A 14,671-nucleotide genomic window follows, 5' to 3' on the forward strand; every position below is an offset into this window, starting at 1 on the left:
TCATGGGCTTACTATCGGATTTTTTTACCGCAGAGTACGCAGAGGAACCAGAGAAAGGGGAGAGATGTGAATGATTCTCATGAATACAGGATTTGATTTTAGCTACAAGTATGGAGATGTCTCATGGGCTTACTATCGGATTTTTTTACCGCAGAGTACGCAGAGGAACCAGAGAAAGGGGAGAGATGTGAATGATTCTCATGAATACAGGATTTGATTTTAGCTACAAGTATGGAGATGTCTCATGGGCTTACTATCGGATTTTTTTACCGCAGAGTACGCAGAGGAACCAGAGAAAGGGGAGAGATGTGAATGATTCTCATGAATACAGGATTTGATTTTAGCTACAAGTATGGAGATGTCTCATGCGCTTACCAGAAGAAATTGATGATGTTCCTCTGCAAATCAATATCGTGCCGATGATTGATGTCATCTTTGCGATTTTAACGTTTTTTATCATGTCTAGTTTGTTTTTGAGTCGCTCGGAAGGGTTGCCGGTTATTTTACCTAAAGCTATAATGGGTAATGTTCAGCAGCAATCAATTCCTATGGTGGTTACTGTTGATAAATATGGCAATTTGGCGCTGAATCGTCAACCTGTTAAGTTAAATGAGGTTTCGACTAGAGTTCGTGCTTTGATTCCGTTGCAGCAACGGGAGGTTGTAGTTTTGATTAATGCGGATAAGTTGGTTAGTCACGGGGTGGTAACTGGGGTAATGGATGAATTGCGATCGGTGTCTGGGGTCAAAATTGCGATCGGTACTGTCAGATAATTAAGCTGTTTCCAGTGTGTTTTTGGGCAGGCAGGATGCCCACCCCACAAGCTTTTTAGTTCTGTTCTTGGATGGGAAAATTTACCTTCCAATTCCTACATATTGGAAACCAGCGGCTTCTAAAACTTTCTTGTCTAAGAAATTACGGCCGTCAATCATCACTGGATGATTCATCAATTTCGCCATTTTTAGATAGTCTAAATTGCGAAACTGTTCCCAGTCTGTCACCAATACTAAAGCATCGCAACTATCAGCTAGTCTTTCGGGGTCAGTTTCTACCAATACTCCTGACAAACCGTGGCGCATTCCAGTTTGAGAAACAATCGGATCGTAAGCTTTAACTTTCGCTCCTAATCGGTTCAAATTCTCGATTAAATTCAGGGAAGGAGCATCGCGTAAATCATCAGTATCTGGCTTGAAAGTTAAACCCAAAAGTCCCACTGTTTTGCCTTTGAGAATCTTCAAGACTTGCTGCAATTTTTCAATAGCAATTAATCGTTGACGTTCGTTAACTTCTACTGCTGCTTTCAGCAAATGTGCTTCGTAGCCGTAATCGTTAGCAGTGTGAACTAAGGCTGAAACATCTTTGGGGAAACAAGAACCACCCCAACCAATTCCTGCTTGCAGAAACTTGCCACCAATTCGTGAATCTAATCCGATTCCTTTGGCGACTTGGGTAACATCTGCACCGACGCGATCGCAAATATTAGCCACTTCATTAATAAAGCTGATTTTTGTTGCTAAAAAAGCATTGGCTGCGTACTTAATCATCTCGGCTGAACTGATATCAGTCTTGACTACGGGCACTGGTGGTAATGAGGTATTGTCGGCAAATTTGCGATCGACAATCGGGCTGTAAAGCTGTTCCATCATATCCATAGCCCGCTCAGAGTTGCTGCCGAGAACAATGCGATCGGGATTAAAGGTATCATGAACTGCACAACCTTCTCGCAAAAACTCCGGGTTACTGACTACATCAAATTGAACACCTGTTTTTGCTGCTACTTCCTCCCCCGTAGCCCCTTCGCTACTTTGAGGTTTTTGACGTTCTGCCAAACCATCTAATACAATTCTTCGTACCCAATCCCCGGAACCGATGGGGACTGTTGATTTGTTTACTAATACTTTGTATTCACCGTCTAGGTGCGCACCAATGCCGCGTGCAACTGCCTCCACGTAACGAGTATCGCTTTCTCCTGTAGGTAAAGGAGGGGTGCCGACTGCAATAAACAAAATATCTCCGTGGGCAACTCCGGCGGCTAAATCTGAGGTGAATTCTAGATTGCCAGAGGCAGATGCAGAAGACATTAAATCCGAAAGTCCGGGTTCAAAAATTGGCGATTGTCCAGACTTCATTAACTTGACTTTTTCTTCGTTGTTGTCTACACAAATCACATGATGTCCGATGTGGGCTAAACAAGTGCCAGTGACTAAGCCAACATATCCCGTACCAATGACACATACACGCATAGAAATATCCTCAAAGTAAATGAATTCAGATGGGAATTGGGAATTGGGAATTGGGAAATTGGGAATTGGGAATATTTTTTAGAGGGGCAACCACGGGGGGTTTGCCCCTACAAATCTCTCAGTATCTACTGTTTATTTCCCTCGATGCGATCGCGAAAATCCTTGATAGTTAACTCCAAACCTCGATCCAGCGGCACAGTGGGCTCCCATCCCAACCAAGTTTTAGCACGAGTAATATCCGGTTGCCGCTGTTTTGGGTCATCTTGGGGCAAGGGTTTAAAGATAATTTCTGCCCCTGGATTTATCATGTTTTGAATTTTTTGGGCTAATTCCAAGATGGTGTATTCGCCGGGATTTCCTAAATTCATCGGCCCGATTTCGTTGTTATTCATCAAGCGAATAAATCCTTCAACTAAATCTGAAACATAGCAAAAACTCCGGGTTTGGGAACCGTCTCCGTATATTGTCAGTGGTTCATTTCGTAAAGCTTGAACAATAAAATTGCTGACGACTCTGCCATCATTTTCTAACATTCGCGGGCCGTAGGTGTTGAAGATTCGCACGACTCGAATGTCTACACCATTTTGCCGATGGTAGTCGAAAGATAGGGTTTCAGCTACTCGCTTTCCTTCGTCGTAACAACTGCGAATTCCGATACAATTAACGTTGCCACGATAATCTTCTGTTTGGGGATGAACATCTGGATCTCCATAGACTTCAGAAGTGGAAGCTAGAAAAAATCTGGCTTTTACTCGTTTGGCTAATCCCAACATATTCATCGTGCCGATGACGTTTGTTTTAAGTGTCTTGACAGGGTTGTACTGATAGTGTACTGGGGAAGCGGGACAGGCTAGATGGTAAATCTGATCTACTTCTAACCGAATTGGTTCGGTGATGTCATGGCGGATTAGCTCAAAGTATGGGTTGTCCATCCATTTGAGGATATTGCGTTTAGTCCCGGTGTAAAAGTTATCCAGGCAGACTACTTCGTGTCCTTGGGCCATTAGGCGATCGATTAGGTGGGAACCGAGGAAGCCCGCACCGCCTGTGACTAAAATTCTCATGGTGGAAACTGCCTTTCTGTTTAGGGGGTAGGACTGTGGTACAAAAATTCAGTCGATCGAGTGAAACTTGCTAATAGAATAACAAAATTGCGATCGACAATGTAAAGGCTTTTTGGTAACGTTTGATGAATTTCTTGAGGCGTTTGGCATTTTTAGATACATTAAACTGATGGCTATCTATGGTAATTCTAAGCAGCAAAATTTTATTTAATATTTGATATTTTCGATAAATAAATCTTGACAGTAATTAAGAGCGATCGCCCTTCATTTCCCAAGTACGCTGTTGCAAAACTATCGGGTTTAGATGGAATTTTTACCATGTTGGACGCCCAAATGTGGATGTCCTTGGTCTGAATTTTAGCTCAGTAGTATATATTGTACATCTCATATCATTTTCAATCAGCATTTTGGGGACGGGTTCTCCGGCCCATCCCACGAAGACTGACTGTTTGTGGAACAGGATCTCTGGCCTGTTCCTCACAAAAAGCTACAGACAAATTACGAATCGCGATCGAGCTTCAGCACAGCCATAAAAGCTTCCTGCGGCACATCCACAGTACCCACAGACTTCATCCGCTTCTTACCCTTCGCCTGCTTTTGCAGCAGCTTCTTCTTCCGCGAAATATCGCCACCGTAACACTTCGCTAACACATCCTTCCGCAAAGCCGGAATGTGCTCTGAAGCAATCACCTTCGCGCCAATCGTCGCTTGAATGGGAACCTTAAATTGGTGGCGAGGAATCAACTCCTTGAGTTTTTCCGTCAAGCCGCGGCCCACATTATAGGCTTTATCGCGGTGTACAATCATCGCCAAAGCATCCACCGGATCGCCGTTAATTAAAATGTCCAATTTCACCAAGGGATTTTCGCGATAGCCAATCAGGTGATACTCCATGCTGGCATAACCGCGCGATCGCGATTTCATCTGATCGAAAAAGTCAGTCACTACTTCCGCCAAAGGCAACTCATAAATCAATGTAGTCCGCCCTTGACTGAGATATTTCATATCTTTAAAAATGCCCCGCCGAGTCTGAGATAATTCCATCAAAGTCCCCACATATGTTTCGGGCGATAGCATTTCTACTTGCACGTAAGGCTCCTCAATTTTATCACGATACTGAGGGTCTGGCAAGTGGCTCGGATTGTCAATTGTTAGGACTTCTCCCTTAATTGTCGTGACTTGATAAACCACGGAAGGAGCAGTCACAATTAAATCTAAATTGTATTCTCGTTCCAGTCTTTCTTGCACAATTTCCATGTGCAGCAAACCCAAGAAACCGCAGCGGAAACCAAATCCCATCGCACTGGATGTTTCCGGTTCGTAGGAAAGGGCCGCATCGTTAAGTTCCAATTTTTCCAAGGCTTCCCGCAAGTCGGGAAATTGGTCAGCATCGATCGGGAATAAGCCACAAAACACCATCGGTTTCGCCTCGGTATAACCAGGCCAAGGCTCCGGTGCAGGCTTTTTGACCAAAGTAATTGTATCTCCCACGCGAGCATCCGCTACTGCCTTAATCGCTGCGCCTAGATAACCTACTTCTCCGGCGTGGAGTTCATCTACTGGGATTTGAGTTGGTGAAAGTATGCCTAATTCATCGATGACATATTCCTTGCCCGAAACCATCAATAATACTCGATCGCCTTTTTTGACACTGCCATCCATCACCCGGAAATAAACAATTACTCCACGATAAGCATCGTAATAACTATCAAAAATTAGCGCCCTGAGTGGTTGATCGACGGTATCCTGTGGTGGTGGCACCTTTTCGACGATCGCCTCCAAAATATCATCAATACCGATACCTTCCTTCGCAGAAGCCAGAATCGCGTCGCTACAGTCGAGTCCGACAATCTCTTCAATTTCCCCTTTTACCCGTTCTGGTTCCGCCCCCGGTAGGTCAATTTTATTTAAAACAGTAATAATTTCTAAATCGTTTGCCAAAGCTAGGTAGACATTTGCCAAGGTTTGTGCTTCCACACCTTGAGATGCGTCAACTACCAGCAGCGCACCTTCACAAGCAGCCAGCGATCGCGACACCTCGTAGGAGAAGTCTACGTGTCCAGGAGTGTCGATCAGATTAAGCACATAGTCCTGACCATCCTTGGCAGTATAATTCATCCGAGCAGCTTGCAGCTTGATCGTAATCCCACGCTCGCGTTCGAGCTCCATGTTGTCTAAAAACTGCTCTTTCATCTCCCGTGCTTGGACTGTCCCAGTCGCCTGCAACAGGCGATCGGCCAAAGTGGATTTTCCGTGATCGATGTGAGCAATAATCGAAAAATTGCGAATGCGAGATACAGGGACGTTAGTCATATTTTTTGTCAAAGACCTAATCGGCAAAGGATACTTTTTGTTGTATGATTACACAAGCAAGAGTACAGTGCCTGCTTAAACCTCTGATTGGGGATTGAAATCAAACCACCAATCAGTAACTCAACCTAAACACTCCCTCCCTTGTCAAAGCGATCTCCCTGAAAGGAAAACCTCAAAAGTGTGAAGATCTCCCACCCTGTCCTATCAAGCCAGGAAACCCAACCCAAAAAAACTTCCCTCTGTCCCTCTGTTCCTCTGTTCCTGTCTGTGTCTCTCTCCCCCTCCTCCTCTGTGTGTCCCTCTGTCGGTGCTTCTCCCCCTCCAGTCAGGTGTTTGTGTACCACACACTAACTCAAACAATTAAGCGATTGAAACTTAAGAATTAAAACTAGGATTTTTTTAACTATGAGCGAGTCAAGCATACCTTCCCACGCTGCGTCAGAAAAAGTGGAATTATCCATCCACATCGATCCTGAACTTTTAGACCAAATTCAGCACTTGACAAATGACCCTAGCAAAGTTATTGAAACTGCAATTAGGCAGTGGTTAAGGGGCGATCGCCGTGAAGACGAGTTGGCTCTGAGCTTGCGCCGCAACCCCCCAGTTCCGCCTCGTGGTGAGTGGAACGACTGAGGGTCGATCGCGAATTCCGGCGTTAATCTGTTGGCTGTGAAATTTGCGATCGCCCCCCAGCTATCATCACAGGCAGATTTCACTACAAAATCATAATTTTCTACCATAAATTTACCTAAAAAATAATCAGTTAATGCTGAAAAGTGAGAGACAAAATGGGATGGCGAGTCGCCAGTTTCACTGCCGGACAGCATCAAATATTTTAGGAATTTTTAAGCCAGATAATTAATCGGCGAAGGAACATTTCTAAATATTAAATAGTAGTCATCAACATCAAACACAATAACTGACAACAAATAGTTTCGAGTCTGAGGTGCTCGATTTAAAAGTGAGTATTTTTTGAGTTTATTAATAAATATAAAATTAATGGTAGCATCCAAAAATAGTTGATAGTTTTAAGTTGGGGATTTTGAATAACAAAGTATTGAACAATTAAACTATTGAACGATTAAACTATTGAACGATTAAACTATTTAACTCCCAAATCAAAAAGCAAAACTACTTTTATCTGCTATTCTGATGGACTCTAACACAGATTTTCGGCGATCGAGCCTGGCCTCTACAGCCTTTTTCCAAGAGTTAGGGGCAGAATTAATATTTACACAAGACAGAAACGGTCAATATCTATCTTTTTATTGGCAGCAAGGCGAGCAGCACAATCTTACAGTAGAACAAATTGTCGATGGTGGGGCGATCGACAACTTTCCACCTGTTCCGGCGAAACCATACCTTCAACGCGTGCAACGAATCCTCGAAACCATGACACCAGAAAGGTTTAGCTATCCCTTTGGTTCCGGCGAAACATATTTAGTCTTCGATTTGACAGTCGCTCCCATTATCACCTCAAACGGCAAAGCTACAACAGTTTTAGCAATGGGACGCTTACTGTCAGAGCAACCCACATACCAGAAGCTAAATTCTGACGCCTTGGACTCACAGTTTCAGCAACAAAAGCAGCTCCCAGAAACCTGTATCCCTGCTACTTCCCTCCCTCACTACTCCGAAATCAATCGCAAAATCATCTCCCAAATAGCTCAAAACATCCACCGAACCCTCGACTTAGAGACAATTTGGCAGCAAACAGCCAACAGTCTCGGTCAAGTTTTAAATGCCAGCCGCTGTATCATCTGTCCCTACAAACAAACAAGCGAAATTTTCAAATCCTCCCCATTCATTCCCCCGAAAGATATCGAAAATGCCGATACTGGGGAATCAGACTTGACCCTCCCCATTGCCCAGGACTATCAATTTACTTCTCCTCCCCTTCCTATCGAACATTTCCAATCAAAAACCCTCAAAGTCGTAGCAGAGTACCGTCAAGAACCTTATTCTGCCATGCTGGGATTAGAATTGCAAGCCTCCGAACAGCCGGGGTGGATTGAAACTTTAGCTACCCTCTTGCCAGTAGCTGTTGAGTGTGCTTATCCTGCCAATGACCCTTTCCAGCGACACTCGGTGCTGGTAGCCGCAACTTCCTATCAAGGCGAACCCAATGCACTGATAGCTTTGCACCGCTGCGGAGATTCCCCGCAGTGGAGTCCTCTGGAACTTGAATTCGCCCGCGAATTGGTCGCTCAAGTCGGAAGCGCGATCGCCCATGCTACTCTCTATCAAGAACTAGAACAGGCCCGCGCCGAAGCCGTTGCCCTTTCCCAGCTTAAAAGTCAGTTTCTGGCTAATACTTCTCACGAACTTCGCACCCCCCTCAACGGCATCCTTGGCTTTCTGAAATTACTGATGGACGGCATGGCAGATGACCCGGAAGAAGCCCGTGAATTTATCCTGGAAGCTCATCGTTCTGCCCTACTTTTGTTCAACGTCATCGACGATATTTTGGATGTCGCTAAAATCGAAGCTGGCAAAATGCAGTTAGACCTCGCTCCTGTCAAACTAGGTGAAGTTTTGCAGCAGGTTGAGTCTTTGACGCGGGTGCAGGTGGAAGAGAAGCGATTACAATTTCAAGTCCAAACCCTATCTGCGGAGGAGGAAATTATTGTGTATGGCAATTACCGACGTCTGCTTCAAATTATTTTGAATCTGACTGGCAATGCGATTAAATTTACAAACGAAGGTGGCATTCGTATTAGTACCGAAGCAATTAAGAAAAAAGTTACTTTTCAGAATCAGGAGTTTCCTGGTCTGATCAAAATCCGAGTTGCTGATACTGGGATTGGGGTGTCTCTTGACAAACAAGATAAATTGTTTGAGTCTTTTTTTCAGGTAGATGGCGATCGTACCAGAAAATATGGTGGCACCGGTTTGGGATTGGCTATTACTCAAAAACTGGTAGAGGCAATGGGGGGTACGGTCAATTTTTACAGCATGGGGGAAGGACTCGGATCGACGGTTACTTTCACCGTCTTACTTTACCAAGAACCATTATTTTGTCAATAGTTAGCAGTCCTTAGTTAGTAGCAGTACCCTGGTTTTTGACCCCCCGTGCGTCCAGGACTGAGTTATTAATTATGGGAATTCAGCGAATTCCAGAAATATGTATTAATTATTACTCTTTTTTTGCCCTTGCTCCCTATTTTTGGGACTCTAGACTGATGACAATCGTCCCGCAGTGGTCTTTGGGCGCCTAGACCCAACAGGTATTTGGGGAGGTAGGTATCAAACCCCCTATTATTTTCCGTGAAACCATTGAAAATATAACGTATTTATAGGGATTTTGATGCCTGATTGAGCTTGCCCAGAACGTAATATAAAGAAAATTTACAAAAACTTGACAAAACTTCTTAAGTATGAGAAGTATAATGTTATTATAGAAATAATTACAGTTAGCTAGTAATTTTTGAAAGCCTGTGGGAACATTTAAGTGTAATTACGGAAGTCAGAAATTCGACAGTCTGGAGTTGGCAAATTCAGTAAATTCCTCCTCTGTTGGCGGAGTGGTAAAATTTTGCCATTCCAGTAGAAAAGGGGTTGCTATGAATCAGCAGATATCAGCTCAATCGCAAAAACTTTTACTGCAAATTGGCAGAAAGATTCGTAAAACTCTGGATCTAAATGGCATTTGGCAGCAAACAGTTAATAGTCTGGGGCAAACCCTTGATGTCAGTCGCTGTATCATTTGTCCCTATGAAAGTTCTAGCCTGCAAGTTAAGGTGGCAGCCGAATACTGTCAGGATCGATTTCCAGCCATGCTGGGAGTAGAGCTTTCCTTAATAGAAACACCTCATTTTATGGAGGCGATCGCCACCCTAGAACCCGTGGTATTTGACTCCTTTGCCGACGATGACCCTTTCGGCAGACAGTCAGTGTTAGTGGTGGCTACAGCCTATCAAGAGCAAGCTAACGGCATTATTAGTTTGCACCGATGCGGTCAGGATAATTTAGGAAACAATATAGGCGATCGACCTTGGACTCAGTGCCAAATCGAATTCGCTCAAGAACTTGCCGATCAAGTAGGAAGCGCCATCGCCCTCGCCACGCTCTATCAAGAGCGCAGCGATAGAGTCACAGAACTTTCCCAGCTCAAAAAGCAGTTCATGTTGAAAGCGTCCCACGAACTCCGCACGCCCCTAAATCACATTATTGGTTATCTACAACTAACTGTAGATGATATGGCAGACGATCCCATAGAGGAGAGGGCTTTTATCCAAGAAGCTCACCGTTCTGCTCTCCACCTTTCTAAGGTAATTGGTAATGTCTTAGATTTCATTCAGTTAAGCGATGCTTGTCAGACTCACGCAGACCTGGCTGCAATCAGAAGTCAGGAGACATCTTCCCAGGACTAAATAGTTGAATCGCTCATCGATCCATTAGGGTTTTCTACAACTAATCAGATCGACTGTTTCCAACTATTTATTTTTAATTATTTATTAAATAATTAATTAAACGTAAGATATTGGTGGCTAAAAAGCTTTCTGTATCATGATTCTGCGCCCTTGCTTTTACTTACTTTTTTTAGTATTTGTTGGAGGAGTAATATAACGAGCCCAAAAGGGTTCTTCCATATTTTTTAGCCCTACAAGTTTTTGGCGCTCTGACTCTATGCGCTTGCGTTCTGAAAGGTCAGAAAATATTTTTATGCAGCCGATAGTCTGGCCGCTGGCATCTTGCACCGGTGCGGCGAATAGCCAAAGATCGATCGAGCCACCGTCTTTCTTTAACAGAGACACTTCACAACCGTTCTGTGCCTTGCCATTTAACACCGACTTGAGTGTAGCCTGAAAATCTTGCTCTTTGCCTTCGGGAATATTAGGCTCAATTTGCTCCAAAACTTGTGTAGCACTCCAACCAAAAATTTGTTCTGCCATGGGGTTCCAGACAGTTACCTTGCCCTTGGTATCAGTACAAATTATGGCCAGTGGCGCAGATTCTATTTGTGCTTGTAACAGTTCCTTAGCCAATTGTAGTTGTACTTCTACTTGCTTGCGATCGCTAATTTCCTGACAAGCCCCCCGCAAACGCACAATCCGTCCCTCAGTTTTGTCCCAAACAGCTTGCCAGCGATCCTTCACCCAGCGCACCTCGCCTTTTTTGTTAACAATTCGATACTCATTGGTTCCCATGCGAAGGTCAGTAAACTGTTGTAATTGCTCGATCAACATCTGCTTGTCATCAGGATGAACTAGATCTAAGTTCCACCAGCCCGACGCTACTAATTCTTCAGGAAGGTAGCCAGTGCAGCGCCCAAAAGCTTCGGTTGCCCACTCACAGACAAATTTGCCATCGGGTGTCACCCTAAAAGAATAGGCAAAATCTGAAGTGATTTGCGACATGATTTTGTAGTGAAACTCCGACTCCTTGATTGCTAGTTCTGCTTGCTTGCGTTCCCCTATTTCCCGCGAACTCATGACAATTCCGCGGACATTAGAATCAAACAGCAAACTATTACCAATAGACTCTATATATACCCAATAACCGTCAGCGTGCCGCACCCGATATTCGATCGGCTTAGCAATTCCCGGATGTTCCAACAACTTACCAAAATATGCTTGCCAAGCCAGTAAATCATCAGGATGAATTAACTCACCCTGAACTTTGCCAATTCTTGCTTCTGGCTTGTAACCCAAAACTCGTGCCACTGCGGCGCTGTGATATCGCACTCGCCCATCCGACTCTAAGACGCTAATTATATCGGGAGAATTTCGCAGCACTTTTTGGAGTTTTGCTTCACTTTTTGTGAGTGCTTGATTCTCCCGACGGTACTGGCTGAGTTCTTTCTGGGACTGTTCTTGTAACTGTCTAAGTTGAGAGGCTTGTTGCGCTGAGGTGCGTTCTAAAAGGCGATTGGATTTTTCTAATTCTACCAGCTTAGCCGCATTGTTTGTGGCGCTTTCAAACTGGTCGCTGACTGCCAATTCTTGCAAAGAATTAAACAGGTTGTCCAAAGTTTTTTTTAAAATTCCCTGTTGTGCAGGTGGCAGTTGATTGACTTGTGTTTGCAACGCTTGCAGGTGTTGAAATGTTTTTTCTAGCATTTGAAAAATCAATAAATTTATAGTTGTGATCGTCGCCAGTCATCAGAACTGGACGCAATTTTTTTCAAGATAGCCACAAGAAACACCCTGGTCTAGCGATCGCCATATAACTAAATTTTTTCTGACCCTGATTTAATATTATAGCTACTTGCGATCGGCAAATAGGGCTAAATCTACCAATCTCGATCGGATAAAGTGCGCGGCTTTCGCTTACAAGCTAAAGTAGTAGATGCGTGTACATAGTAAAGAGAGAGATTCATGACAGAGACAGCCAATGCTCGCGACCTATTTCGCGCTGCCTACGAACACCGCTACACTTGGGATGCCAACTTTCCTGGTTACAGTGCCGACATCGAACTCAAGCAAGGCGACGAAGTATACACGGGTAATGTTTCGATTAAGCCAGACATGACGGTGGAAGTGAGCGGGATTGCAGACGAGGAAGTGCAGCAAAGTGTCTATACCCAGATGCGCGACATTGTGACTCACCGCAAACGCTCGACATTTGAAAAATCCCACGGGAAAAACAATTTCACCCTCGGCGAGAAGGATGACACCGATGCTGTGGACATCTTGGTGCAAGGCGACTCGATGGGATCTAATTATAAGATCCGAGGTTTGTCAATTTGTCAAGTCAGCCGGGTGATGGGCCGTATGGCTTTCGTCATTGATACCCACAACAGCTTGGAGACACCCGAAGGTTCTTTGGCTAGTCACTACGATGCTGTTTTCCGCAATCCAGAAACTAATGAAATCACCAGAGAACTCGAATTTGAAGACACTTTCGAGAAAATAGGCGATTATTATGTGATGACAAAGCAAGTAGTGCGATCGAAAGAACAAGGTCAACAGACAACAACCGAGTTCAACTACTCTAACGTCAAAATGCTGGAACCAGCAGTAGTTTAGAGCCCATCGAAAAACCTAATTTCCTAAATAAAACAGGTTTTTCGATTACGATATCAGCATCAACAGTCAGTAACTGTGCGATCGAGATCCAGTACACATCAACTCTACTAAATAATTCGGAAGGTTAAATATGACGACACTAGCACTAACAAGAGATAACGTCGAAACAATTCTGGATGAAATGCGCCCCTACCTGATATCCGACGGCGGCAACGTGGAACTGGTAGAAATCGAAGGCCCAGTCGTACACCTGCGGCTACAAGGAGCTTGTGGCTCTTGCCCAAGCTCTACAATGACCCTGAGAATGGGCATAGAACGTCGCCTGCGCGAAGCCATCCCAGAAATCTCGGAAGTTGAACAGGTAATGTAATTAGTCAGTAGTCATTAGTCAGTAGTCAGTAGTCAGTAGTCAGTAGTCATTAGTCCGTAGTCAGTAGTCATTAGTCCGTAGTCATTAGTCATTAGTCATTAGTCCGTAGGAACTTAACTGATTAATTAATCAACGGTAAAGTCTGATGACTAAAAAAACACCAACAAAAAAGACTAAACTTAGTCATTAGTGTCGTGTCATCCATGACAAGCAACTAAGGACTAAGGACTAAGGACTAAGGACTAAGGACTAAGGACTAATAATATGAAATCCTTTGGCATCGGAACAATAGGCTTTCTTTGGTAATCGGTAATGGGGAATCGGGAATCGGAAATACAGACAAATAACGAATAACCAATAACAAATAACCAATAACCAATAACAAATAACAAATAACTAATGACTAAGGACTAGAGTAATGTCTCACCCCCTGTATGTAGCCTTCATTTGGCATCAACACCAACCGCTGTACAAATCCAGAGTAGCTGCTAAGGAAACAGAGGCTCAATATCGATTGCCTTGGGTGCGCTTGCACGGAGTTAAAGATTACTTGGATTTAGTGCTAATTTTGGCAAAATATCCCAAACTGCATCAAACTGTAAACCTTGTGCCATCCTTGATTTTGCAGATAGAAGATTGCATCGCAGACCGAGCATTAGACCCCTATTTGGCGGCGGCTCTCAAGCCCACTGAATACTTAAACATATCAGAAAAAGAATTTATTTGTCAGCACTTTTTTGATGCCAATTACCACACCCTAATTCAACCCCATCCCCGCTACAATCAGCTCTACACTCAGCATCAGGAAAAAGGTATTCAGTGGTGTGTGGAAAATTGGAATCAACAGGACTTTAGCGACTTGCTGGCTTGGCACAATTTAGCTTGGATTGACCCGCTATTTTGGGATGACCCGGAGATTGCCCGGTGGCTGAAACAAGGACAAAATTTTAGTTTAGCCGATCGCCACAAAATCTACTCCAAACAAAAACAAATCCTAGCCAAAATCATTCCCCAACACCGAAAAATGCAAGCTGAGGGACAATTAGAAGTCTCCACAACCCCCATACACACCCGATATTACCGCTGCTTGCTGATACGAATTGCGCTCGCATAGCTATTCCCAACATGACCCTGCCACAACATCGGTTTCAGTGGGCAGAAGATATTCCCCGACACCTCAGAAAATCCTGGGAAATGTATCAAGATAGGTTCGATTGCGAACCTCGCGGTTTGTGGCCCTCGGAACAGGCAGTTAGTCCAGAAATCTTGCCCTATATTGCAAAACAAGGCTTCAAATGGATAGTCTCCGACGAAGCTGTATTGGGATGGACAATTAAACACTTTTTTCATCGCGATGGGGCTGGGAATGTCTGGGAACCAGAATTGTTATATCGCCCTTACCGTCTAGAAACTCCTCACGGAGATTTGGCGATCGTCTTTCGAGACCACCGATTGTCAGATTTGATCGGATTTACCTACGGTTCGATGGCACCGAAAAAAGCAGCATCAGATTTAGTGGGACATTTAGAGGCGATCGCCCGCACTCTCAAACACCGACAGTCTGGTGGTGGCACATCCTTAGAAAATCCGCTCTGTTAAACCTACCCAAAATTACCAAAGTCTAGACTTAGCTGGACATTAGAAATTTTGGTGTTAACTTCCTGATTCATCGTAGTCTCAAGATGACTCTTGAGAGGTTTGTCTACTCCA

10 protein-coding genes and 1 pseudogene are annotated in these 14,671 nt (G+C 44.1%); 7 read left to right on the top strand and 4 right to left on the bottom strand.

All coding sequences use genetic code 11. The annotated features are described in order from the left end of the window. The first annotated feature begins 365 nt into the window (after positions 1-365). A complete protein-coding gene (locus AAFP11_RS26795; RefSeq protein WP_341739764.1) occupies positions 366-773 on the top strand; it encodes a biopolymer transporter ExbD in 408 nt (135 codons plus the stop codon). An 81-nt stretch (positions 774-854) separates the two neighbouring features. On the opposite strand, the gene AAFP11_RS26800 is transcribed toward AAFP11_RS26795, so the two are convergent. From AAFP11_RS26800 to lepA, 3 genes are all read right to left on the bottom strand, one after another. Continuing rightward, complete coding sequence (locus AAFP11_RS26800; RefSeq protein WP_341739765.1) at positions 855-2,243, bottom strand: UDP-glucose/GDP-mannose dehydrogenase family protein; 1,389 nt, start codon at positions 2,241-2,243, stop codon at positions 855-857. 125 nt (positions 2,244-2,368) lie between these two features. Further along, the gene (locus AAFP11_RS26805; protein WP_341739766.1) at positions 2,369-3,307 is read right to left on the bottom strand and encodes a UDP-glucuronic acid decarboxylase family protein; all 939 of its coding nucleotides are present in this window, start codon (positions 3,305-3,307) and stop codon (positions 2,369-2,371) included. 498 nt (positions 3,308-3,805) lie between these two features. Continuing rightward, positions 3,806-5,620 (bottom strand): translation elongation factor 4, encoded by a 1,815-nt coding sequence (gene lepA / locus AAFP11_RS26810; RefSeq protein ID WP_341739767.1) that lies wholly within the window; start codon positions 5,618-5,620, stop codon positions 3,806-3,808. A 405-nt stretch (positions 5,621-6,025) separates the two neighbouring features. Here lepA and AAFP11_RS26815 point away from each other — a divergent pair, with 405 nt between their 5' ends. The 3 genes from AAFP11_RS26815 to AAFP11_RS26825 all read left to right on the top strand — a co-directional run bounded on the left by AAFP11_RS26815 (position 6,026) and on the right by AAFP11_RS26825 (position 9,993). Continuing rightward, positions 6,026-6,253, top strand: coding sequence for a hypothetical protein (locus AAFP11_RS26815; protein WP_341731561.1), 228 nt, complete (start codon positions 6,026-6,028; stop codon positions 6,251-6,253). 519 nt (positions 6,254-6,772) lie between these two features. After that, positions 6,773-8,647, top strand: a complete 1,875-nt coding sequence (locus AAFP11_RS26820) for a GAF domain-containing sensor histidine kinase (RefSeq protein ID WP_341739768.1) — start codon at positions 6,773-6,775, stop codon at positions 8,645-8,647. Between the two features lie 536 nt (positions 8,648-9,183). Beyond that, entirely contained in the window at positions 9,184-9,993 is an 810-nt protein-coding gene (locus tag AAFP11_RS26825) for a GAF domain-containing protein (protein ID WP_341739769.1), read from the top strand. A 156-nt stretch (positions 9,994-10,149) separates the two neighbouring features. Here the strand turns inward: AAFP11_RS26825 and AAFP11_RS26830 are convergent, their stop codons facing one another. Then, the gene (locus tag AAFP11_RS26830; protein WP_341739770.1) at positions 10,150-11,682 is read right to left on the bottom strand and encodes a PAS domain S-box protein; all 1,533 of its coding nucleotides are present in this window, start codon (positions 11,680-11,682) and stop codon (positions 10,150-10,152) included. Positions 11,683-11,940: 258 nt separating this feature from the next. Here AAFP11_RS26830 and AAFP11_RS26835 point away from each other — a divergent pair, with 258 nt between their 5' ends. The 3 genes and pseudogenes from AAFP11_RS26835 to AAFP11_RS26845 all read left to right on the top strand — a co-directional run. Next, on the top strand, positions 11,941-12,591 hold the full coding sequence (locus AAFP11_RS26835; RefSeq protein WP_341739771.1) for a DUF3386 domain-containing protein: 651 nt from the start codon (positions 11,941-11,943) through the stop codon (positions 12,589-12,591). Between the two features lie 130 nt (positions 12,592-12,721). Continuing rightward, a complete protein-coding gene (locus AAFP11_RS26840) occupies positions 12,722-12,961 on the top strand; it encodes a NifU family protein (protein WP_341739772.1) in 240 nt (79 codons plus the stop codon). Positions 12,962-13,379: 418 nt separating this feature from the next. After that, positions 13,380-14,551: pseudogene (locus AAFP11_RS26845) on the top strand (glycoside hydrolase); the annotation flags it as partial. Positions 14,552-14,671: the final 120 nt, after the last annotated feature.

Origin of the sequence: Microcoleus sp. CAWBG640 (assembly GCF_020883015.1) — a bacterium.
In the GTDB taxonomy this organism is placed as follows: Bacteria; Cyanobacteriota; Cyanobacteriia; order Cyanobacteriales; family Microcoleaceae; genus Microcoleus; species Microcoleus anatoxicus.